General features: G+C 35.4%; 19 protein-coding genes and 1 pseudogene. 7 read left to right on the top strand and 13 right to left on the bottom strand.

Going from position 1 to position 23118, the window contains the following annotated elements:
• Positions 1-67: 67 nt before the first annotated feature.
• Both LB449_RS12950 and LB449_RS12945 read right to left on the bottom strand, forming a co-directional pair.
• Entirely contained in the window at positions 68-262 is a 195-nt protein-coding gene (locus LB449_RS12950; protein WP_224455545.1) for a hypothetical protein, read from the bottom strand.
• Positions 263-300: 38 nt separating this feature from the next.
• Positions 301-495 (bottom strand): hypothetical protein, encoded by a 195-nt coding sequence (locus LB449_RS12945; protein ID WP_224455544.1) that lies wholly within the window; start codon positions 493-495, stop codon positions 301-303.
• A 495-nt stretch (positions 496-990) separates the two neighbouring features.
• Here LB449_RS12945 and LB449_RS14100 point away from each other — a divergent pair.
• Positions 991-1287 (top strand): annotated as a pseudogene (locus LB449_RS14100) (helix-turn-helix domain-containing protein); the annotation flags it as partial.
• A 7-nt stretch (positions 1288-1294) separates the two neighbouring features.
• Here LB449_RS14100 and LB449_RS12935 read toward each other — a convergent pair.
• From LB449_RS12935 to LB449_RS12910, 6 genes are all read right to left on the bottom strand, one after another.
• Positions 1295-3463, bottom strand: coding sequence for a peptidase domain-containing ABC transporter (locus tag LB449_RS12935; RefSeq protein ID WP_224455543.1), 2169 nt, complete (start codon positions 3461-3463; stop codon positions 1295-1297).
• Positions 3464-3925 (bottom strand): TlpA family protein disulfide reductase, encoded by a 462-nt coding sequence (locus LB449_RS12930; RefSeq protein WP_224455542.1) that lies wholly within the window; start codon positions 3923-3925, stop codon positions 3464-3466.
• Between the two features lie 65 nt (positions 3926-3990).
• The gene (locus LB449_RS12925) at positions 3991-4623 is read right to left on the bottom strand and encodes a hypothetical protein (protein ID WP_224455541.1); all 633 of its coding nucleotides are present in this window, start codon (positions 4621-4623) and stop codon (positions 3991-3993) included.
• A 282-nt stretch (positions 4624-4905) separates the two neighbouring features.
• Complete coding sequence (locus LB449_RS12920; RefSeq protein ID WP_224455540.1) at positions 4906-6960, bottom strand: M13 family metallopeptidase; 2055 nt, start codon at positions 6958-6960, stop codon at positions 4906-4908.
• Between the two features lie 54 nt (positions 6961-7014).
• Positions 7015-7503, bottom strand: a complete 489-nt coding sequence (locus LB449_RS12915) for a nuclear transport factor 2 family protein (protein WP_224455539.1) — start codon at positions 7501-7503, stop codon at positions 7015-7017.
• A 9-nt stretch (positions 7504-7512) separates the two neighbouring features.
• Positions 7513-8040: a hypothetical protein gene (locus LB449_RS12910; RefSeq protein WP_224455538.1), complete on the bottom strand. Its 528-nt coding sequence runs from the start codon at positions 8038-8040 to the stop codon at positions 7513-7515.
• A gap of 113 nt (positions 8041-8153) precedes the next feature.
• Between LB449_RS12910 and LB449_RS12905 the strand changes: the two genes are divergently transcribed.
• Together LB449_RS12905 and LB449_RS12900 are read left to right on the top strand one after the other, a co-directional pair.
• Positions 8154-9110: an NAD-dependent epimerase/dehydratase family protein gene (locus LB449_RS12905; protein WP_224455537.1), complete on the top strand. Its 957-nt coding sequence runs from the start codon at positions 8154-8156 to the stop codon at positions 9108-9110.
• Positions 9111-9281: 171 nt separating this feature from the next.
• Positions 9282-10199: a WYL domain-containing transcriptional regulator gene (locus LB449_RS12900; protein ID WP_224455536.1), complete on the top strand. Its 918-nt coding sequence runs from the start codon at positions 9282-9284 to the stop codon at positions 10197-10199.
• A 56-nt stretch (positions 10200-10255) separates the two neighbouring features.
• Here the strand turns inward: LB449_RS12900 and LB449_RS12895 are convergent, their stop codons facing one another.
• The 3 genes from LB449_RS12895 to LB449_RS12885 are packed head-to-tail and all read right to left on the bottom strand — an operon-like array spanning position 10256 to position 13690.
• A complete protein-coding gene (locus LB449_RS12895) occupies positions 10256-11002 on the bottom strand; it encodes a succinate dehydrogenase/fumarate reductase iron-sulfur subunit (protein ID WP_224455535.1) in 747 nt (248 codons plus the stop codon).
• Positions 11003-11009: 7 nt separating this feature from the next.
• Positions 11010-13013, bottom strand: coding sequence for a fumarate reductase/succinate dehydrogenase flavoprotein subunit (locus LB449_RS12890; RefSeq protein WP_224455534.1), 2004 nt, complete (start codon positions 13011-13013; stop codon positions 11010-11012).
• A gap of 11 nt (positions 13014-13024) precedes the next feature.
• Complete coding sequence (locus LB449_RS12885; protein ID WP_224455533.1) at positions 13025-13690, bottom strand: succinate dehydrogenase cytochrome b subunit; 666 nt, start codon at positions 13688-13690, stop codon at positions 13025-13027.
• Positions 13691-13907: 217 nt separating this feature from the next.
• Between LB449_RS12885 and LB449_RS12880 the strand changes: the two genes are divergently transcribed.
• Together LB449_RS12880 and LB449_RS12875 are read left to right on the top strand one after the other, a co-directional pair.
• Positions 13908-15200 carry an aminopeptidase P family protein gene (locus LB449_RS12880; RefSeq protein WP_224455532.1) on the top strand — a complete coding sequence of 431 codons (1293 nt, stop codon included), beginning with the start codon at positions 13908-13910 and terminating at the stop codon, positions 15198-15200.
• An 85-nt stretch (positions 15201-15285) separates the two neighbouring features.
• Complete coding sequence (locus LB449_RS12875; protein ID WP_224455531.1) at positions 15286-16062, top strand: alpha/beta fold hydrolase; 777 nt, start codon at positions 15286-15288, stop codon at positions 16060-16062.
• 306 nt (positions 16063-16368) lie between these two features.
• Here LB449_RS12875 and dgt read toward each other — a convergent pair whose 3' ends face one another.
• Entirely contained in the window at positions 16369-17715 is a 1347-nt protein-coding gene (gene dgt / locus LB449_RS12870) for a dGTP triphosphohydrolase (RefSeq protein WP_224455530.1), read from the bottom strand.
• 227 nt (positions 17716-17942) lie between these two features.
• Between dgt and LB449_RS12865 the strand changes: the two genes are divergently transcribed.
• Together LB449_RS12865 and LB449_RS12860 are read left to right on the top strand one after the other, a co-directional pair.
• Complete coding sequence (locus tag LB449_RS12865; protein ID WP_224455529.1) at positions 17943-18308, top strand: BlaI/MecI/CopY family transcriptional regulator; 366 nt, start codon at positions 17943-17945, stop codon at positions 18306-18308.
• Positions 18308-20539 (top strand): M56 family metallopeptidase, encoded by a 2232-nt coding sequence (locus tag LB449_RS12860; RefSeq protein ID WP_224455528.1) that lies wholly within the window; start codon positions 18308-18310, stop codon positions 20537-20539. The genes LB449_RS12865 and LB449_RS12860 overlap by 1 nt, the downstream gene beginning before the upstream one ends.
• Before the next feature lie 113 nt (positions 20540-20652).
• Here LB449_RS12860 and LB449_RS12855 read toward each other — a convergent pair whose 3' ends face one another.
• Positions 20653-23100: a ribonucleoside-diphosphate reductase subunit alpha gene (locus LB449_RS12855; RefSeq protein ID WP_224455527.1), complete on the bottom strand. Its 2448-nt coding sequence runs from the start codon at positions 23098-23100 to the stop codon at positions 20653-20655.
• Between the last annotated feature and the right edge of the window lie 18 nt (positions 23101-23118).

Here is a 23118-nt window from a genome sequence, read left to right as displayed (position 1 = left end):
TACTAAGTATAATATAATTAATCCTAATATGGATAAAACAGATATTAATGGTCGCATAAGTAAAGACTTAAAATCTAGATTCAAAGTCACTAACAAAACAATGGAAACTAACAGCTGCAACTCCTGCCATCACCCAGCCAGCAGGATTCCAAATGTTTACTGCAGCTGCAACAGACAATACGTAAGCTCCGGCACAAACACCATCATATGAACTATTACCACCATTTACATTTAATATTTCTTCTATAGATAGTTTTTTCATTTTTTAAAAGTTTTTATTAGAATTATTAATTTGTATTACTAGTTTGTACAACCTTTAATTTCAGCCGAATAAAAGCTGTATAAAGCTCCAGCAAAAAGTATTGCAGCACCTCCAGGAGTAAAAGCTGTTGTAAGTCCCCCAGTCATTACAGTTAGACCTAGACTCATATGAAAGTCACAGTCATATTCTCCACCACTCAAATGTTCCATCTGAGTTAATTCTAAATTTTTCATAAAAATAAATATTAAGTGAATGCCAAGCAAGTTTTTAAGTTTTAAAATTGGGCTTGGCGTTACCAATTTTAAACACTACTAAAGTAAAATGGAATAGTAGTAATTGATTATTCACAATTTAATTAACTTAATTGTTTTTTAATTAAAAGTATTCGATATATAAATATAGTGTATTAAATACTGTCAATGTTAGCACTGAGTAAAATCTGTTGTTTTTAATTTTAATCTTTGAACAAAAGTTAAATGCGGTTTTCCCGTAACATAAGTAAGGTTGAACCGTAACTCATTATAATTTAATTCCTCTAAATTTAAATAATTAATTCATTCAAATCTTGTTGAGTTACTTAAAGATAATAATGCATAAACTTAATTGATATGTCTAAATCTCTAAAGAAAATAAACACTTGATATTTAAACAAGCATAATCAAAAGGCAAAAATTAGTTTCATGAAAAGTAATGTTGTTTGTAAACGTATAAGATAGCTACGCGTCTTAAAAGGAATATCCCAAGAATATATAGCCGAAGAGCTCGGTATAACCCAACCTAGCTATGCCAGACTTGAGGCTCAAGACTCTAGAATAAATATTGAAAGGCTGAAAAAAATTGCAGACATATTGGAAATTAGTCTCTCGGATTTATTTAATGAAAAACCTCTTTCAAGCATCAATAAAATAGCTCCAAAAAGCGACAAACAGTCAATTGAAGAATCCATTGATATGGATTTTGAACATGTGAGATTTTTAAAAGAGGAAATACTTTTCCTAAGAAAACTTCTGAATAAAAAAAGTTGATACAACATTATTCATTTAAGTTTAGAAGCTCATTCCAATATTGACTATAAAAATTATTGTGTTTCAGTAGTTCTTTATGTGAATCTGTTAGTTTTATCGACTTTTTTTCTAATACAGATATCTTGTCTGCAATTCTTGGAACAATGCTTAAACGGTGCGTGATAAAAAACACACCTATTTCAGATTTAATTTTGGAAATACAGTCTAAGGCAAAATTTTCTGTAAGCCTATCCATCGCGGACGTAAACTCGTCTAAAATTAAAAATTGCGGTTTTTTATAGAGAGCACGCATTAAGCCTACCATTTGTTTTTGCCCACCAGAAAGATTTATACCTTCTTCACCCACGATAGTTGCCAAGCCTTGTGGTAACATTTGAATAAATTTATCAAATTGATATTCTTGAAAGAATTCTTCCATAGTTTGAGGATCCATTTCATCACCTAAAGTAATATTGGATAGGAGGTTGCCATTAAAAAGGGTGACATCCTGCGGAACAACACCAATCACTTTTCTCCAGGACTCTATATTTATGTCTTTCAGTTTAATGGAATGATTCAGGATAATTTGTCCACTGCTTAATTCATAAGATTTCTGTAAGATTTCGGCAATGGTGCTTTTTCCACTACCACTTTCACCAACTAGCACATGGCACTCTCCCTTTTTTATGCTTAAACTCAAGTTTTCAAATAAGAGGCTATGCCCTGGAAATCTAAAAGCTATGTTCTTTAGCTCAATTTGTTTAAAATTCTTTATTTCATTAGACCCTGATTGTTCTGGTGTAATAGAGGCAAACTCAAACATGCGGTTAAAAGCAACCTTAGCTTCATTGATGGCAATACTTATTAAGGCTAAATTGGCTACAGCAGGCAAAAGGGATCCAGAAACGCCCAAAATAGCCATTAATTCTCCCAATTGTAAATCTTCTCTATACACACTAAAGCTAGCATAAGCTAAAATTCCAATTAAAAAAAATGTTGAAAATAAGCCTGAGTAAGCACTCAGCTTCAGGTTAATTTTACCTAAATCGAATACTTTGGACTGAAAGTTACCATAAATAACGTTATTTATATCTTGAAATATCGATTGCTTATTGTTGTTTTTGATGGTCGAAATGCCATTCATGGAGTTGATATAGTTGCTTTCATTGAGCGCATAAGCCTGCATCACTTCTTTTTGTGAAGTGATGATAGGTTTATTAAATCTATAAATCAAAATAGCATAAAGTGGTAAACTTACAATGACGATGAGGCCTGATTGCCAGGAGTATATAAAAATTAATCCTAATGAAGAGAGTGTAACCAAAATATCTATCAATACATTGCCTACTATTCGGTTAATCACACGTTGTACTCGCTGTGTATCATTTAATCTGGCCACAAGATCCCCAATTTTACGACTGTTAAAAAAGGATTTGGGTAAATGTAATAACGAGGAGTAAAACTTATCTATAATTCGAGTATTGAACTCCTTGGTTTGATGAATGAGAAAATAATCTCTTAAGGCATTGAAACCTATCCTAATGCATAACAAAAAGCCTACTAAAACAATACCTGCGATTAACTTTTGAATATTATTGGAAGGTAAAATATCATCGATCAACTTTTGGGAAAAGACCGCCATGGTCATGCCTAATATAGAAATAGCCAGACCTAGAATTAGACTAAAACTAATGACGCGGTAATCTTCTTTCAAAACCTGGAAAAACCACTTTTTTTTAGATTTCTTGAGTTTGCTCTTTTTCTCAAATGCTTGCGTAGGTTTCAAGGTAAGACAAGTTTTGGATTGCCAGATGTTATCGAGTTGTTCTCTGGTGTACTCATAAATGCCTTTACCCGGATCGCCTATAGTAAAGGTTTTGCCATTGTAGCCATAACAAATCACATAATGCTGTAACTGTTCTTCGATAACTACATGCAAGATAGTAGGTTCATTATGTTCAATTATGGCTTTTATATCTGCTTCATTGCCTTGTGCATCAAAACCTAAATCTTGAGCTGCTTGATACAAGCCTAAAAGCGTAGTTCCTTGTTTACTTGTTCCGCTAAGCTTTCTTAAATGCTCTAAGCTAGATTCACCATCATAGTAATTTACTAAACTCAACAGACAAGCCACACCACAATCGCTTTGGTCTAGTTGTAAAACATGAGTTTTGCTGATTTGTTTTAAGTTTTTCATTTACTGAACTTTTTCAAGTATGGCTATTAACTTATCAGCATTAATAAAACCTTTATTTTGCTTAATCAGTTGATTGTTCTCATCATAAATTAAAAGATGAGGTGTAGTTCCAATCCAAAAATGATCAGCCATTTTACTAGTGTAATCATGGGTCATAAAGTTTTTAGGTTCGTTAAAAAAAGGTTCTGTGTTGATATAATCTTTAAGTTTTTCCAAAGGCTGTTCAGAAATACCTACTATAGTCAAATAACTAAGCCGTTTTCTAAGTTCTTTGAACTCTTTGATTTGATTTTTACAATAAATACAATCAGGATCCATAAACACGAGAATTTTCAAACCCTCAAGTTGTTCAATATTGAAATTGTTTCCACTTAGATCATGCAAAGGGATATCTGGTAATTCAATAAGTTCAGCTTCTCTAGTATGTTTAGTATAATACGAGTTAACAAAGGAGTAAGCCAAGATTAAAAACAGGAGACTAACTGATATTAAGATGAGGGTCTTTATTTTTTTCTTTTTGGTCATCATTAGCTCATATTAAGGGTGAAAAACATGACTGCTATTATCCATATCAGGAGAACGACTCCATAGCTACTCATCACAATGCCAAAGCTTTTTCCAAAATCGATTTCAAGTAATTTTTTAATTTGATAGGCTAATAAGAACCAGTAAGCCATCTCAATAAGATTAAGGGCTTGCAAAGGGTAAATAAACCAACTCTTTAGATTTTCGTAGCCAGTAATATTGATAAGGGATAGCGGATAAAAGTTTTGTAAATCTACCAGGCCGAAATCTGTTTTAAAGAAATAAAACCATCCGAGCTTTAAAACTGGCGCTACTAAAAAAATAAATTCTGCCTTTAATACAGCAGAGAACAATTTAGAATAACTCACTTTTTTGTCTATGAAAAAAGCACCAACATCTATAATTTTTGCAATGACTGCAATTTTGAGGAGAAGAATTATTGGAAGCAATATATAAGTAATCCATTCCCACTTTCTATTGAAGTTGACCACTTCAATCACTTGATCTCGTGTAAATTGTTCTAAAAGCGTTTCCGCTAATAGAATTTCTGTTTTTAATAGTTCTTGAGTGATTATCCCTATTCCAAGATAAGCAAGGCATAAAAGGAAAAAAAGGTTAAAGTATTTAAGTTTCAAGGCTAGTTGGTTTAGTTGGACGCAAACTTATGGTAAACCTTAAGAGACTTTTATTTAGATTTTAACTAACATATACAGATTATAATTATTTAATAAAGAATGATCGTGTAAAAATTATCACAATAACCCTGAAAAATAATGCAGGTTGACTTTAGTATTTCCAATATTACCTTGTGTTCCTTTAGAACAGAAGTGAATAAAATATTTATTGAAGAAAAAGGCGGTTACAACTCAAGTTGTAACCGCCTTTTTAAAGCAATTTATTTTAATATTAGTTTAGACTTACCAGATTCTTACTCTTTCCTCTGGAGCGATGAACATATCGTCACCTTCTTTGACATCGAAAGCATCGTAAAATGCATCTATATTTTGAAGAGGTACGTAAGCTCTGTATTGTCCCGGAGAGTGTGGGTCCGTTTTTACTTGAGTTCTCAAAGCTTCATCTCTGGTTTTAGTTCTCCAAACGGTTGCCCAAGACATAAAGAAACGTTGCTCAGGTGTGAAACCAGCAATCTTACCAGGCTTTTCATTATTTTCATAATGAAGCATCAGACCATCATAAGCTCCGAGGACTCCACCTAGATCACCAATATTTTCTCCTAAGGTGAATTTGCCATTGATGTAGACACTATCTAAAACTTCTATACTGCTGTAAAGTTCAGCAAGATTATTTCCACGCTCTGTAAATTTTTCAAGATCTTTATCGGACCACCAGTTTTTTAAATTTCCATCGGCATCAAATCTTGATCCACTATCATCAAAAGCATGAGAAATTTCATGACCAATGACGGCTCCAATTCCACCATAATTCACGGCAGCATCTGCTTTGTAATCGTAGAAAGGAGGTTGTAAAATAGCAGCAGGAAAGACAATCTCGTTGTATAATGGATTGAAATAAGCGTTTACAGTTTGAGGTGACATTCCCCATTCTGTTTTATCTACAGGCTCACCTATTTTGCTGAGGTTATCTTTATAATTCCATTTAGAAACCGCCTGCATGTTCTCGTAGTAGGTGTTTTCTGGAGACACACTTAAGTCGCTATAATCTTCAAATTCATCCGGATAACCAATTTTCACGGTGAATTTATCTAGTTTTTCAATAGCCTTAGTTTTGGTTTTATCTTCCATCCACTCTAAATCATTGATTCTGTTTTTGAAGGCTGTAATTACATTTCCAACCATGTCTTCAGCTTTTTCTTTAGCTTCTGGTGGGAATTTTTGATCCACATATAGCTTACCAACCGCTTCACCTATACTTCCATTCACTACGGATAGCGCACGCTCATCCAAAGGTCTTTGCGCTTTTGCACCGCTCAAGGTTTTGCTATAAAACTCCCAGTTGGTTGTAGCTATTTCAGTAGAAAGTTGATTGGATGCAGAATTGATAGTTGACCAGGTCATTAAGCTCTTTAAATCGTTAAGCGGTGTTTCAGCAATCATTTGATCTAAAGCCTCCATGTATTTTGGCTCCATGACCAAAACTGTATCGGGTAACTTCTCTATTCCTAGATCAGTCATATAAGCTTTAAGATCTATATTTTTAGCAACCGTATTGAGGTCACTAACTGCATAGCGATTGTTGAAATTTCTAAAATCTCTCCTTGCTACTTTATCAAGTCTTGGTTCAGCCAGTTGTGTTTCAAGCTTAAGAATAGTCTCTGCTCTGAATTTCGCATCTTCTTTAGAGCCGCCAAAGTAAGCCAGCATTTTCACGATATGTTCTTTGTACTGCTCTCTTATTTCTTTGGATTTATCATCCTGATCCAGGTAGTAATCTCTATCTGGTAGGCCAAGGCTTCCAGTTCCTACATAAGCAGCATTTGTGTTACTATCATCTGGATCTGAATACGAGGAAACACCAAAAAATGGTGCGGAAATAGCTGTTGGATACTCAGCTAAAAGTTTTTGTATATCTTTTTTAGTTTTTACTTCATTAATAAGGTCTAGTTTATCCATGATTGGATCTACACCAGCAACATTTCTAGACAACGTATCCATGATAGAGTTGAAAACTGAAATTGCTTTTCCTTGATCTGAAGTTGCTGAGTATTTTCCTGATTCTTCAGCGGTTTTTAAAATTTCCAAAACGTCATTGTCTGTGGATTTTCTCAAGATTTGAAACCCACCCCAAGACGTCCTATCATCTGGAATTTCTGCTGTTTTCATCCAGCCACCATTAACATAGCTGTAGAAATCATCCTGAGGATTCACTGTGGTGTCCATGTATTGTAAGGCAATGCCTCTACTTTCGTCCGCAGTTTCCTTGTTGGAATCCTGACACGAAAAAAGCAATGTTGAAGCTCCTATAGCTACAAACATTAATTTTACTTTATTCATAATGTTCTAATTTTATTTTGGTTAAAAATACAGCTTTTTATGTTGAAAGAAAATTTAGGGTTGAGACTTTAGATATTCGTTATCTAAATTTGTTTTCTGCTTCACAAGTTGATCAACCAGCGAATTTGGTATAGCAAGCGAAAGTACATAATGTTTGATTTTCCAGTCTTCATCTTGATTTCGAACAAGAACACCAGACCCTCTGCAAATCCCCATATGTTCTGAATTTAAAACCTCATCAAACCAAGCGATATTTTTATTTCTTCCGGTATAAACATTTCTATTGACTGGTATAAACGTCCAGGCTTTACCAGCATCAAAATAAGGTTTAGAAAACACTTTAAATTCTTTAATATCCCAAACTTCACTTGCATCTGATCCCACAAATACAGCATCTTTACTCATTAAATCAAAATACGTTTCAAAGTCTGCTTTTTCTGCAGCTTTGTGCCAACTATCAATTGTAATATTGATTTGCTCAGTTTGCGCATTACTTATACTAGAAAAAAACAGTAAGATTAAAAGGCTTTGAATAGGTTTCATATGTATATTTTAATCGATTTGGAAAGAATTGTCTTCTATGATGAAGACTTCGTTTAATTGTATGTTGAGGTTATTGAAATCCAGTTTTATTTTTGCACTCAAATCTTTTATTTCCGTTGGGTTGGGCTCTACACGTTTAGAATTTTCATCCAGTAGCATTGTATGTGTCTGGATGGTTACAATTCTAGCTTTCACAGCTTTAGTATCAAAAACTTTGGGAACTGTAAAGTTTAGTGAATCCACAACATTTCCTATGGTACCAGCATTATTGATGACATCTAATACAGTGTAGTTTTCAAAACGTTCAATTTCAGAATTTAAAGCAATATACTTATTCCAATCTTCGATTGCCTTTTTTGTTTCATCAGACAATTTGACAAGCTGAATGGTATCCAGTTTAATTTTTTCCTCAAGTTCATCTGAGGTTTCCGAATCAAATTTATCGGCTTTATTTCCTTTCTCTTGATTACTACAGGACACTGCAGCAGCAAAAAAAATTAGAACTGATACTATATGTAGCGCTGATTTATTTTTCATAATGAATTTTTCTGTATTCAAATGTAAAAGCTAGAGGATTAAGTTTTTCATAATTACGATATTTTTATTCCAATATGTTTATCAAAGCTTAAATTTGCACAAAATTCAAAATTATGCCTTCAAAAATATTGATAGTTGGTGCCTGTGGTCAGATAGGTTCAGAACTTACCCTAGCTTTAAGAGACATTCATGGAGATGATGCTGTGGTAGCTAGTGATATTAAACCTTCTACGTCTTCAGAGTTAAGTGGTGGACTCTTTGAAATTTTAGATGCTACCGACTATGAGAACTTCAAAACCGTCGTTTCTACGCACAAGATTGATACGGTTTATATGATGGCAGCTATGCTAAGCGGAACTGCTGAAAAATATCCTGAGAAAGGTTGGGATCTTAATATGACGTCTTTATTCAATGTTCTTAATCTCGGTAAAGAACAATTGGTAAATAAAATATTCTGGCCATCCAGTATTGCGGTTTTTGGCCCTACGACACCCAAAGTTAATACGCCACAACAAACTATCATGGAGCCATCTACCGTTTATGGCATCAGCAAACAGTCCGGCGAACGTTGGTGTGCATACTATCACAAACGTTATGGAGTAGATGTGAGAAGTATCCGTTATCCAGGATTGATTAGTTATAAAACTGCTCCAGGAGGAGGAACTACAGATTATGCTATTGAAATTTTTCATGAAGCCTTGAGGTCATCACAGTATACCTCTTTCCTTTCAAAAGGAACTATTCTTCCTATGATGTATATGGATGATGCTATAAATGCTACCGTTTCTATCATGGATGCCCCTGAAGAATCTGTTAAAATAAGATCCTCTTATAACCTTGCCAGCGTAAGTTTTACCCCAGAAGATCTTTATGTTGAAATCAAAAAGCATATTCCAGACTTTCATATTGATTATGAACCTGATTTCAGACAAGATATTGCCGATTCCTGGCCAGATAGTATTGATAATTCTGATGCTAGAACAGACTGGGGCTGGAAACATGATTTTAATCTCGAAATGATTGTAAAAGCAATGCTGGAAGGTGTCAAATCACTTGAGATTACTCACTAGTATTTTTTGTTTAGAACTTTTTGAAAAAATAAAACACCTGCCCTCAAGCAGGTGTTTTTATATACAGAGAATTAGGATGAAGCTCGAGTATATGTCTTTTTGTTATGCAAATGTATATCCAATTGACTTTTTTTTATATTTATTTCCTGAAACGACATAAAACGTCTATACATGAGCGATTATCTAAAACGATTAGCAGTTTTAAAGTCATACCTTAAATCAAACGCATTCACTACCAGTCAATTGGTTGACATGTTGGGAGAAGAAAATTTTATTGTTTCTCAGCGTCAAATTCAAAGAGACCTTAAATCATTATACTTTATAATTGAAGAGGGTGGCGAGTTGAACACTTACTTTGAAGAAGGAAAAAAATACTTTTATATAAAAGCTCTATCCTCACCCGATCATAAGTTGTCTTTTAAAACAGCGGATAATATTTTAACTACTCGGTTTTCGAATCAGTATCTTGATAAATCAAAAACCAAGACCATTGCCCTAATCGAAAGGTCGATCTATCAACAAAGCGCATTAGAGGCTTCTCTGGTCAGAGACGATGAGACAGGGGATAATTTAGATTTAGACTCCTTTCAATTCACAGTCTTTCCTCTTGATATAATTTATCACAGGGCTTCCTATTATTTAGCATGTTACAATCCCGAGAAGAATATAATTGAGATTTTTGGTATAAGACAATTGGGTCAGATCAAGTTAGGTAAGTCGTTTACTGGTTATAAGAAATATAAAAGCCTTCTTGACATAGAGCTTAGTAAACGTTTTGGCGTAACTAAAAATATTGACGAAAAAGTCTATGATATTGAAATTGAATTCACCTCCGTAACTGGCCGTTTTATAGAGGATCATTTTTGGCATCACTCTCAAAAGATTATCAAATTAGATGGAAATTACTTATTGACTTTCCACTGCGGAATCAATAGAGAACTTTTGGGATGGATTTTTCAATGGATGTACAATGTTAAGGTCTTAAATCCTCCAAAATTAAAATTGCTCGACGAAAGAACACTTCGAGAATGTGAATCTACAGCTAAAGCTGAAATCCCTTTTGTGTATCGAAATATATTTACCAATTAAAAAGCGTCCTGGAATTCATCCAGAACGCTTTAATATAAAGTTCATTAGTCTAAGTTCTAACTAAATACGCTAGCACTTAAATACTCTCTATTTAACCTTGCAATGTTTTCTAATGAAATTCCTTTTGGACATTCTATTTCACAGGCTCCGGTGTTTGTGCAGTTACCAAAACCTTCTTTATCCATTTGATGAACCATTTCTAAGACACGCTCATGAGCTTCAATCTTTCCTTGAGGCAACAATGCAAATTGAGATACTTTAGCGGAAGTAAAGAGCATTGCACTTGCATTTTTGCAGGCAGCAACACATGCTCCACAACCAATACAAGTCGCAGCATAAAATGAATCATCAGCATCTTGCTTATCGATTGGAATAGAATTCGCATCTTGCGTATTTCCTGAAGTGTTTACAGAAATATACCCACCTGCATGCTGTATCCTATCAAAAGCAGATCTGTCAATGACTAAATCTTTTATTACTGGAAATGCGGTAGCTCTAAATGGTTCAATAACAATTTCATCGCCGTCTTTAAATTTTCTCATGTGTAGCTGACAGGTTGTTATTCTTCTGTCTGGACCATGAGGTTCACCATTAATTTGCAATGAACAAGAGCCACAAATACCTTCTCTACAGTCGTGATCAAATTCTACTGGATCAATACCTTCATTGACCAGATTGTTATTCAGAACATCAAGCATCTCCAAGAATGACATATCACCGTCGATTCCATCTACATCATAGTTCTTAAATCCTCCTTTATCTTGAGCGTCTTCTTGACGCCATACTTTAAGTTTAAGCTTCATAATTCAATTATTTATAGCTTCTTGTTTTTAATTCTATATTTTCAAATTCTAACTGTTCTTTGTGAAGCTTAGCATCTCTAGGATTTCCTACGTATTCCCACGCTGAAACGAATTTGAAATTCTCATCGTCTCTCAAAGCTTCTCCATCTTCAGTTTGATATTCTTCTCTAAAATGACCACCGCAAGATTCATTTCTTTCTAGGGCATCTTTAGCAAAAAGTTCTCCAAGCTCAAGGAAATCTGCAACTCGTCCTGCTTTTTCTAATTCAGCATTTTTAGTTTCAGCTTTACCAGTTATTCTTACATTTTTCCAGAAATCTTCTCTCAACTCTTTGATTTCTTCCATAGCTTCTCTAAGCTCCTTCTCATTACGAGACATTCCGCATTTGTCCCACATGATTCTACCAAGCTTTTTGTGGTAGTAATCTACAGGATTCTTGCCTTTAGCGTCAAATAATCTCTGAATTCGTTCTTTAACTTCTTTCTCAGCAGTTACAAATTCTTCAGTTTCAGTAGAAATTGTTCCAGTTCTAATGTCGTCTGCTAAGTAATCTCCAATAGTGTAAGGAAGGACAAAATAACCGTCCGCTAAACCTTGCATCAAAGCTGAAGCTCCAAGTCTATTGGCACCGTGATCTGAGAAATTAGCTTCTCCAGCAGCATAGCATCCAGGAATTGTGGTCATTAGATTATAATCGACCCAAAGACCACCCATTGTGTAGTGAACAGCTGGAAAAATCATCATAGGAGTTTTGTAAGGATTTTGATCTGTAATCTTTTCATACATTTCAAACAGGTTACCATACTTAGACTCGACTACTTGTTCTCCTAATTTTATAATTTCTTCTTTACTTGGATTTTTATGTCCAGAAGTAAATGCTTTTTCTTTTCCGTAACGCTCGATAGCAGCTTTAAAATCAAGATAGACCGCCTGACCTGTTTTATTCACACCATATCCTTCATCACAACGTTCCTTAGCAGCTCTTGATGCCACATCTCGAGGAACTAAGTTACCAAATGCTGGATATCTTCTTTCCAAGTAGTAGTCTCTATCTTCTTCAGCAAGTTCAGTTGGTTTTAATTTTCCTTCTCTTATCGCTTTGGCATCTTTTTCATGTTTTGGCACCCAGATACGTCCATCGTTTCTTAAGGATTCCGACATCAAAGTTAATTTGGATTGCAAGTCTCCAGAGACAGGAATACAAGTTGGGTGGATTTGTGTAAAGCAAGGATTGGCGAAGAAAGCACCTTTTTTGTGAGCTCTCCAGGCTGCCATCACATTACTTCCCATAGCATTGGTAGACAAGTAGAATACGTTTCCGTAACCACCAGAGGCCAAAACAACAGCATGAGCTGAGTGCCTTTCAATATTTCCTGACACAAGATCACGAGCGATAATTCCTCTAGCTTTTCCATCGACAAGTACCAAATCCATCATTTCATGTCGATTGAATGATTGAATTTTTCCTCTATTGATTTGTCTATTCATTGCTGAATAAGCTCCAAGTAACAATTGCTGGCCGGTTTGACCTTTGGCATAAAAAGTTCTTGATACCAATACACCACCAAAAGAACGGTTATCTAAAAGACCGCCATATTCTCTTGCAAAAGGAACTCCCTGAGCAACACATTGGTCAATGATATTACTAGAAACCTCTGCAAGTCTATATACGTTAGCTTCTCTAGACCTGTAATCTCCACCTTTCACAGTGTCGTAAAACAATCTATAGTCAGAATCACCATCACCTTGGTAATTCTTGGAAGCATTAATACCACCCTGTGCAGCAATTGAGTGTGCACGACGTGGGGAATCTTGATAACAAAAAGTTTTTACATTGTAACCTAGTTCTGCAAATGTTGCTGCAGCACTTCCGCCTGCAAGTCCAGTCCCAACAACAATAATGTCGATGTTTCTTTTATTAGCAGGATTTACAAGATTGATTTCATTTTTATGTTTTGTCCATTTTTTTTCAATTGGACCTTCTGGAATTTTTGATTCTAAAACTGACATAATCCTTTCGCTTATAAGTTATTAAAATAGTGAAATATCGCAATAAACACAAAACCCATTGGAATAACAATCGCAAAAGCTTTGGTAAAAATCTTAATACCACTAGAGTATTTATTGTTAACGCCCATCGTTTGAAATGAAGAAGCGAAACCATGTAGAAGGTGTAACATCAAAAGAACAAATGATATACTGTAAAGACCAGTTCTTATTGGATTGCCTGCAAATTTAGCTATCGTTTCGTCATAATACCTGAAGGGATCATCAGGATTTGTTTCTACATATTTATGAATCAATTCTGGGATCCAGAAATCATAAAAGTGCAATCCTAAAAAAGCTAAGACTACCGAACCAGAAAGTATCATATTTCTAGATACCCATGGAGAGTTGGCTTGACCTTTAAATTTATTATATTTTACTCCTCTCGCTTTTCTGTTTCGTACATCGAGTACAAACCCCATTACGAAATGAAAAACGACTCCTGCGATTAAAATAGGTTGCAGGATAGCCTGTACAACAAAGTTAGTTCCCATAAAATGAGAAATCTCATTGAAAGTAGAAGGACTTACTACCGAAGTGAAGTTAATAGTGAAGTGTTGAGCTAAAAAAAGGACTAAAAAAAGTCCTGAAAGAGCCATAGCAACTTTCCTTGCTATTGATGTTTTGCTTATTCCAGCCATTATTCTGTATTTGATTTTGTGCAAAAATACGCTACACAAAGCTCTGAAACAAATGAAGTCAATGATTTACGCTTAATTTAGAATAAATTTAAAGCCTATTGAAGGAAAACCACGAAAACCTTGTCGTGAATTCGGATGTCACACAATTATTTTCGTCTTTTCAATCCTTGATGATTTTTTAATCTCCATTTTATACCTTTGATGAAAATTGAAAAAAATGAGATACGAGCCTATATCCAGCGAATTATTTATTCAGAACAGAAAAAACTTCATGAGTCAGATGTTGCCAGGAAGTCTGGCCGTGTTCAACTCCAATGATATTTACCCAATAGGTGCAGATAGTACGATTCCTTTTCAGCAGGATCGTAATATCTACTACTTAAGTGGGGTAGATCAAGAGGAGAGTATTTTGGTTTTATTTCCAGATGCACCAGATCCGAAGCATCGAGAGATTTTATTCTTAACTGAAACCAACCCACACATTGCCGTTTGGGAGGGTGAGAAACTCAACAAAGAAAAAGCGCTACATACTTCTGGTATACAAACGGTGTATTGGAAGCAGGATTTTGAAAAGGTGTTTAACGAGTTGATGGCGCTTACCGGTATGGTTTATATGAATACCAATGAGCATTACAGAGCAGCTCACGCTACCGAAACACGAGAAGATCGTTTTAACAAGTGGCTAAAGGAAAACTATCCGGCGCACCAGGTTTCAAAAAGTAATCCAATCCTTCAAAGGTTGCGTTCTATAAAGCATCCGCTGGAACTGCAAGCGATGCAAACAGCTTGTAATATCACCGAAAAAGGATTTAGAAGAGTTCTCAAATTTACTAAACCAGGCAAATGGGAATACGAGCTCGAAGCTGAATTTATGCATGAATTTTTAAACAATAAATCCCGCGGATTTTCTTACACTCCCATCATTGCCGGAGGAAAAAATGCGACCGTGCTTCATTATATAGAAAACAAAGAACAACTGAAAGACGGAGACTTAATCTTGATAGATGTTGGTGCCGAATATGCCAACTACACTAGCGATATGACTCGTACTATTCCTGTTTCAGGAAGATATACAGACAGGCAAAAGCAAATCTATACGGCTGTCAATAAAGTAAAAAAACTGGCGACTGATATGTTGGTGCCCGGAACCATCTGGAAAGATTACCACATTGAAGTAGGCAAATTGATGACTTCTGAACTACTTGATTTAAAACTACTCGATAAAGCCGATGTACAAAATGAGAACCCAGACTGGCCAGCGTATAAAAAATACTTTATGCACGGGACTTCTCACAATATCGGACTCGATACTCACGATTACGGCTTACTACATGAACCAATGAAAGCCAATCAAGTCTTTACAGTAGAGCCTGGGATTTACTTGCCCGATGAAAATATGGGCATTCGACTCGAAGACGATGTGGTGATTCAAGAAAAAGGATCTCCTAAGAATTTGATGGGCAATATTCCTATTGAAATTGAAGAGATTGAAGACCTGATGAATAGTTAATAGTCTTTCACTCTTATTTTTAAAGTATACTTTACCTAGTCAACCGGTCCACAGTGAACCAGTTGACTAGTTTTATTTTAATGTTATGACCTTTACATACAAGCAAACCAAAATTCACTACACATCTTCAGGTAATGGAGAGCCCATTATTCTTCTTCATGGATTTCTGGAAAATTCGTCCATGTGGAAAATGCTTGGGAAAGAGCTTTCTAAAACACACCGCTTATACACCTTAGATTTGCCCGGTCACGGCAATACTGAAGCGATAGGCTACATCCATAAGATGGAAGATTATGCTTCTTTAGTCGTAGGGTTTGCAGGCTCTAAAAAGTTGGAAACGTTTAGTATTATTGGGCACTCTATGGGAGGGTATGTAGCCTTAGCTGTAGCTGAATTGAATTCAGCGAAACTTAAAAAACTCATTCTGCTTAATTCAAGCTCTTTAGCCGATTCTGAAACTAAGAAAAAGGAAAGAAATCGCGCGATAGCGATGATCCAAAGACATCCGGATGCTTTTATAAGCATGGCGGTAAAACATTTGTTTTTACCAGAAGATCAAAAGCGATTATCAACTGAAATTGAGGCAGCCATACAAGAGGCAAAGCAATGTTCGCAACAGGGAGTGATCAATACCCTAAATGGTATGCGCGATCGAAAAGATAGAACAGAGGTGCTCAAAAACCATAAAGAGAGGAGTTTATTGGTTTTAGGTAAACAGGACAAAGTCATCAATTTTGAAAAGACCAAAAATATAGCTGAAGAAGCTGGTATTGAATTGAATATTCTACCAGGCGGACACATGTCTTATTTGGAACATCCGGAGTTACTGCTGAAAACTCTTCATGAGTTTTTGAGTCGGTGAGTCGTTGAGAGGTGAAATGTGAACTTGTGATTGGCGTTTTTTATTTGTCACTCTGAACGACGTTTCAGGGTCTTAATGAGGTGAACGAGAACTGTATTATGTAGGTGATGGCTTGAAATAATGTGATAAAATCAGTAGGATTGGTTTGATGGAAATGACGTGGAGATGCTGAACTAAATTCAGCATGACAGAAACTGAGTTGATGTGAAATTTATCACTTGCTTAAAAGCTATTTCTGAATTATAATTACAAAATTTGAAATAACAGATTTGAAATTTGAAATCCTGTCTTTAGTATTTAATATTTTCACAGATCACTCCCGGTCAGCTTTCTATAAGTTCTCAAGGCGTTACTGTCGGTAAGCGAAGCCACAAAAGAGCACACGTCTATAAGCCAGTCTTCCAGTTTACTGTCCGAAAAATTAAAATCTTTCAAGAAGTTTTTTAGAATTAACTTATCAAAGTTAGAGGCATATCCAGCATGTAGATGCTCCACAGCCGTGGTGAAATCATCCAAAATCTTGGTAAGAATTTTATAACCAGCTATTTCTTTGTCGAGGACTTCCTGACTCTGGTATATGTTTTTGACACTGATTTTAATGATGTCCTCAATTTGAACTTTGTAAATGGACTTGTCCATCAACGCATGGTGGTAATCCCCTTTCAGAATCGCTTCTTCATTCTCCATAAAAATGGAAACGGCATCTTCAATAAGAGCACCTATGGCCAAAGAACGTAAATAACTAATTCTGTTTTTTGTGGTTGAGAGTTTGGAATACTTTTTTGTATTGATGTTTTTATGGACGATCTTTGATAAGTATTCTAAAGCAAATTCCTCTTGAATCAATCCTAAGTTAATACCATCTTCAAAATCGATAATGGTATAGCAAATATCGTCCGCGGCTTCAACCAAAAAGGCTAGCGGATGCCTTTTGTAACGAACACCATTACCATCAGAGTTTTTCTCAAGACCCAGCTCTTCAGCGACATCTTGAAATTTATCCACTTGCTGATGAAAGAAACCAAATTTCTTGTCGGCCACTTGCTTGGTGGGTTTGTGAGGAAGCGAAGCTTTTGGGTATTTGGTAAACGCTCCCAAAGTAGCGTATGACAATCTCAAACCGCCCGGCGATCCGTAATTATCGTTGGTGAGTAATTTAAAACCGTTGGCGTTACCCTCAAATTTCGATAGGTCTTGGTACACCGTTTCAGAAAGTTGTTCTTGAAACCGCTTTCCATTACCAAATTTGAAGTAATCACCAATCGCGCGTTCACCACTGTGACCAAAAGGCGGGTTACCAATATCGTGAGCCAAAGCTGCGGCAGCGACAATGGCTCCAAAATCATTAAAATGATGTCCGTGAGTTCCTTGCAGTTGAGGGTGCTTTTCTAAAACTTTCTTTCCTACAAGCCTGCCGAGAGATCTGCCAACGACTGAAACTTCCAAACTATGCGTTAACCGCGTGTGGACAAAATCAGTTTTGGACAAGGGAATCACTTGGGTTTTGTCCTGCAAACTTCTAAATTCTGAAGAAAAAATCACTCGATCGTAATCCACTTCAAAGCCTAGTCGCGTATCATCTTGTTCTTTGCGAATACGTTTGTTGGTGTCGCCTTGGCGTTTTAGTGACAATAGAGATTCCCAGGTTGGCATGCCTTTAGTTTTGGGTCAAATGTAAGGAATTCTTGTTCTTAAGCTGTAATTCTTACTTACCCAATTTCCTTATTAAATTCCAGAACTCTTGACTTATTCTACTAAATAGTTGGTTACTAAGATAACTTTAAGTTTAAAATGAAAAAGAAATGAGATTGTTAAAAACTGGATTTATAGTTATTTAACTGTTTTTTTAGTTTACATTCGTTACTATAATTAATTTAATCATGAAACATTCTGAGAAATTAACGGCTAAAGAAGAAGAAGTAATGGCTGTGTTATGGAAGTTGAAAAAGGCTTTTGTAAAGGAAATTCAAGAAGAACTTGAGGGAAATCAACATTATAACACGGTTTCTACGTTGGTAAGGTTGCTAGAAGACAAAGGTTATGTCGCCTATAAAGTCTTTGGGAAAAGCCACCAATATTTTCCTGTGGTAGATAAGAAAAGCTATAGTGAGAAGATTTTAGAACAGAATTCTTCCCGATTTTTTGACGGCTCCTATAAGAATATGGTATCGTTTTTCGCTCAGCAGGATAAGATTTCAGAACAAGAGTTGGAAGAGATTTTGGAACTCATCAAAAACAAAAGCTAATGGATTTGCTTATTTATCTTGCCAAAGCTTCTTTACTTTTGACCCTATTTTGGGTAGTTTATAAACTCTTTTTGGAAGCTGAAACTTACCATAGATGGAAACGAATTTATCTTCATGTTGGTTATGGATCAAGTTTGATTTTGCCGCTTTTCACGTTTACTAAAATCCAAGAAATCACTCTTGCACCAACAAATTTTTTTCCTAATACTTCTGAATTTGTTGCTACTAAAATTAAACCAACCACTATTGAATTAATCTGGTCGTATATAACTGAAAATGCTATAATTGAAATTCTTTTCATCAGTATCTCATTTATTTTTGTTCTCCAATTGCTACTTAAATTCTCTAGGCTTTTAAAGTTTTTAAAAAACTCAAAAGCTTATAAAACTGAAGGTGTTTTTTACGTAGAAAAAGCTATTCCTGAGGGCGCTTTTTCATTCTTGAACTATATAGTCTTCGATCCAAAACTCTACTCTGAAGCCGAATTGAAGATTATTTTAGATCACGAAAAAGCGCACGTAACTCATAAGCATAGTTTTGATATACTTTTCTCTCATATCTATAAATGCTTCTTCTGGTTCAACCCGTTTGCCTGGTTATATCAAAAAAGTTTGATTCTTAATTTAGAGTACGAAGCAGATGCTAATGCGGTTAACACCACTGCTAAAAGGGACTACCAAATGACACTTTATAGCATCACACAACAACAGTATAAATCTCAACTTCAACAATCCTTTCACCAATCACCAATCAAAAAACGAATCGCCATGCTCAATCAAAATAAAAAACAATCGTTCTGGAAATTATTTATTGTGTCTCCAGTTCTAGTCGTGTTTTTTCTCCTTTTTCAAGTAGAGACAAAGGCTCAAATTAAAGAAGCAAACACTAAATTAAATACCGAAACTTCCAATTTTCAAAAGGAAATAGAAGGCATTAAAAATGCTGAGATCTTTATCATCAATGGAAAAACAATAGACAAAGAAGAGCTTGTTGAGAAATATATTCCGGTTGAAGATTTTCAATATGATGACACCTCTAAAACACTTTCAGTAACTACCAGAACGGAGTTTTCTAAGCCTTATTATTCTGATAACTTGGCAATGTTTAAGGAAATTCAACTTAAAGATAAAGCCCTTGGTGAATTTATATATTTTATCATTTCTAGTGAATATAAAGTAGCGACTATGAAAGTTGAAAATATTGAAACTTCAGAAAACACGAAGCAACCTCTACTAAACAAAAACATTTCTCTTTCTAATATGTCTTCCAAGTCTGAAAAGAGGTTTTTAGAATTTAAGAGTGAATATGACAACCAAAAAATGATTTTCATTATAGATGGCGTCAAAGCAGAAAATGGAGAAATTGTCAATATTGATACAGATCAAATTGAATCTGTAGAAATTCTTAAGTCACCTGAAGAGCTTAAAGCTGAAGGTTACAATTCAAATTTTATTGATGCGGTAATTAAAGTGACCACTAAAAAAGCGGCTGCAGTCAATGCATCTCAAAATGAAAATTCCAATAACAAAGCTTTAAACACCGATGGATCTGTTATTTACCTTGTGAATGGCGAAGAAGTAGATTATAAAAACCTTAATGAGATTGCTCCCAGGCAAATTCAATCTGTAGATGTGATTAAATCTTTATCCAAAATTAAAGACTTGGGATTTGACTCAATAGAAGTGGACGGAATTATGAAAATCACGACTAAAAAAGCAAACCCTTTCAAGAATATAACCCCTAAAATTGATGGAAAAGCTAGTAAAAGCATGATTAATAGTCGCGTCATCTTTATTTTAGATGGTAAAGAATTAGATGATGATCAAATAAAAAATGTTAACCCTGAAGACATCCAATCGATGGATGTGATAAAATCATCTTATGATTTAAAGCAAGCTGGCTACGATCCAAAAGAGATTGATGGTTTAATTAAAATCACAACGAAAAAGGAGACTTCTATAAACAGATCTCAACGTAAAAATTACAACACAATTCAAAAACCTGCTTTTGCTAAAAATACTGGTAAACTCATTTACAAAGTGGATGAAAAGGAAGTCGATGAGGAAGAATTTTACAAACTCAAGCCTGAGCAAGTAAAATCAATGGTTATTATAAAGTCCCCCGATAACCTAAAAAGAAACGGTTATGACCCTAAGAAAATTGATGGAGTCATTCAAATCAGTACCAAAAAGGGCGATTCAAAGGTAGATGAAAAGATTAAAATCAAATAGTGATCTCTATTAGCTAAAAGGAGTTCAAAGGAGTCACCATATCAAAATCACCCAAAAATTAACCCCCGATAAATTTGAATTTATCGGGGGTTAATAATTAATTCCAATTTATATTAAGATCCGCACATCAGACAATCATCGCCTTCAGATTCTTTAGATTGCTTGATCAAAGCTTTCAATTCTTTCGGGCTCAATGATGAATCATCAGACACTTTGACTTGTTGGCTTTGTGCTTCCTGATAAGTTTTTGCTGCTTTTTCAGCTACTTCACTAGGAACTTGTTTTTCTTTCTTTTCGTTCTTCAGTGTAAACTTAATCGCATCTACGGCAGATTTTGTTCTTAAGTAGTACATACCTGTTTTAAGTCCGCTTTTCCAGGCATAGAAGTGCATAGATGTCAATTTGGCGAACGTAGCGCCTTCCATAAACAAGTTCAATGACTGTGATTGATCTATGAAATAACCACGTTGTCTGGACATATCTATGATATCTTTCATCGATAATTCCCAAACCGTTTTATACAATTCTTTGATATCGTCTGGAATGATGTCGATACCTTGAACAGAACCATTTGCTCTCATGATCGCGTCTTTTACGTCGTCATTCCATAGACCTAAAGCGACAAGATCCTTCAATAAGTGTTTATTCACAACAATGAATTCACCGGATAGGACACGTCTGGTATAAATATTAGAGGTATAAGGTTCAAAAGCTTCATTGTTACCTAGTATTTGAGAAGTAGAAGCTGTTGGCATTGGAGCCATCAATAAAGAATTACGCACACCGTGTTTCATCACTTTGTCTCTCAGTTTGCTCCAGTCCCAGCGACCGCTGAGGTCTTTATCTTTTAATCCCCAAAGGTTGTATTGAAATTCTCCTTTACTGATGGGCGAGCCTTCGTAAGAAGAATAAGGACCTTCAGCTTTTGCTAATTCCATAGAAGATTCTACAGCGGCAAAATATAAAGTTTCGAAAATATCTTGATTTAATTTCTTAGCCTCATCAGAAGTAAAAGGCATTCTCAACATGATAAATGCATCGGCCAACCCTTGAATTCCGAGCCCAACTGGTCTGTGACGCATGTTGGAGTTTTCTGCTTCTTTTACAGGATAGTAATTTCTATCAATAACCTTGTTGAGGTTTCTGATGACTTGCTTGGTGATTTTATAAAGCTCTTTATGATCAAAACTATCGTTCTTGACAAACATTGGTAAAGCAATGGATGCTAAATTACACACAGCTACTTCATCTGGACTGGTGTATTCCATGATTTCCGTACACAAGTTAGAAGAACGAATCGTTCCAAGATTCTTCTGGTTGGACTTGCGGTTAGCTGAATCTTTATACAGCATATAAGGCGTTCCTGTTTCAATTTGAGATTCTAAGATTTTCTCCCATAGTTCTCTCGCCTTAATGGTTTTTCGACCTTTGTTTTCGCTTTCGTATTTTAGATATAACTCATCAAACTCATCCCCGTGAATATTATAAAGATCAGGACATTCATTAGGGCACATCAGTGTCCAAGTAGAATTTTCCTCCACACGCTTCATGAAAAGATCCGGAATCCACATGGCGTAGAACAAATCACGCGCTCTCATTTCTTCAGCTCCGTGATTTTTCTTTAAGTCCAAAAAGCTAAAGATATCCGCATGCCAGGGCTCTACATACATAGCAAAAGAGCCTTTTCTTTTTCCACCACCCTGGTCTACATAGCGTGCAGTATCATTGAATACTTTAAGCATTGGAACAATTCCATTTGATGTTCCGTTGGTTCCGGCAATATAAGAGCCTGTTGCTCTTATATTATGTATCGATAAACCGATACCTCCTGCAGATTGAGAAATCTTGGCAGTCTGCTTTAAAGTATCATAAATACCGTCAATACTATCGTCTTTCATCGTTAACAAAAAACAGGAAGACATTTGTGGTTTCGGTGTTCCCGAATTAAATAAGGTAGGTGTGGCGTGAGTAAAGTATTTTTTAGACATTAGCTCGTAAGTCTCCATGGCAGATTCTAAATCTTCACCGTGAATACCTATAGACACTCGCATCAACATATGTTGTGGACGCTCTGCTATCTTACCATTCAATTTTAAAAGGTAAGAGCGTTCCAAAGTTTTAAATCCGAAATAATCGTAATTGAAATCCCTGCTGTAGATAATTCTCGAATCAATTTCTTCTTTATTATCGTTGATGATTTTGTAAACATCATCTGCAATAAGTGGAGACTTTTTATTATTACGTGGGTTCACATACTCATAAAGATCGGTCATCACCTCACTAAACGTCTTTTTAGTGTTTTTGTGAAGATTGGATACCGAGATTCTAGCTGCTAACTGTGCATAATCAGGATGACTCACGGTCATTGTTGCGGCGATCTCTGCAGCCAAATTATCGAGTTCACTTGTGGTTACACCATCATAAAGACCTTCTATGACACGCATTGCGACTTTGGGAGGTTCCACGAGTGGGTTCAATCCGTAGCAAAGTTTTTTAATTCGTGCTGTAATTTTGTCGAACATTACAGGCTCTTTTTGTCCATTTCTTTTGATAACGTACATAGTAGGTGGTATTTGAAG

This window comes from Psychroflexus lacisalsi (assembly GCF_020164495.1).
In the GTDB taxonomy this organism is placed as follows: Bacteria; Bacteroidota; Bacteroidia; order Flavobacteriales; family Flavobacteriaceae; genus Psychroflexus; species Psychroflexus lacisalsi.
Note: the sequence above shows the minus strand (reverse complement) of the source record. Positions and strands in the feature narration are given on the sequence as shown.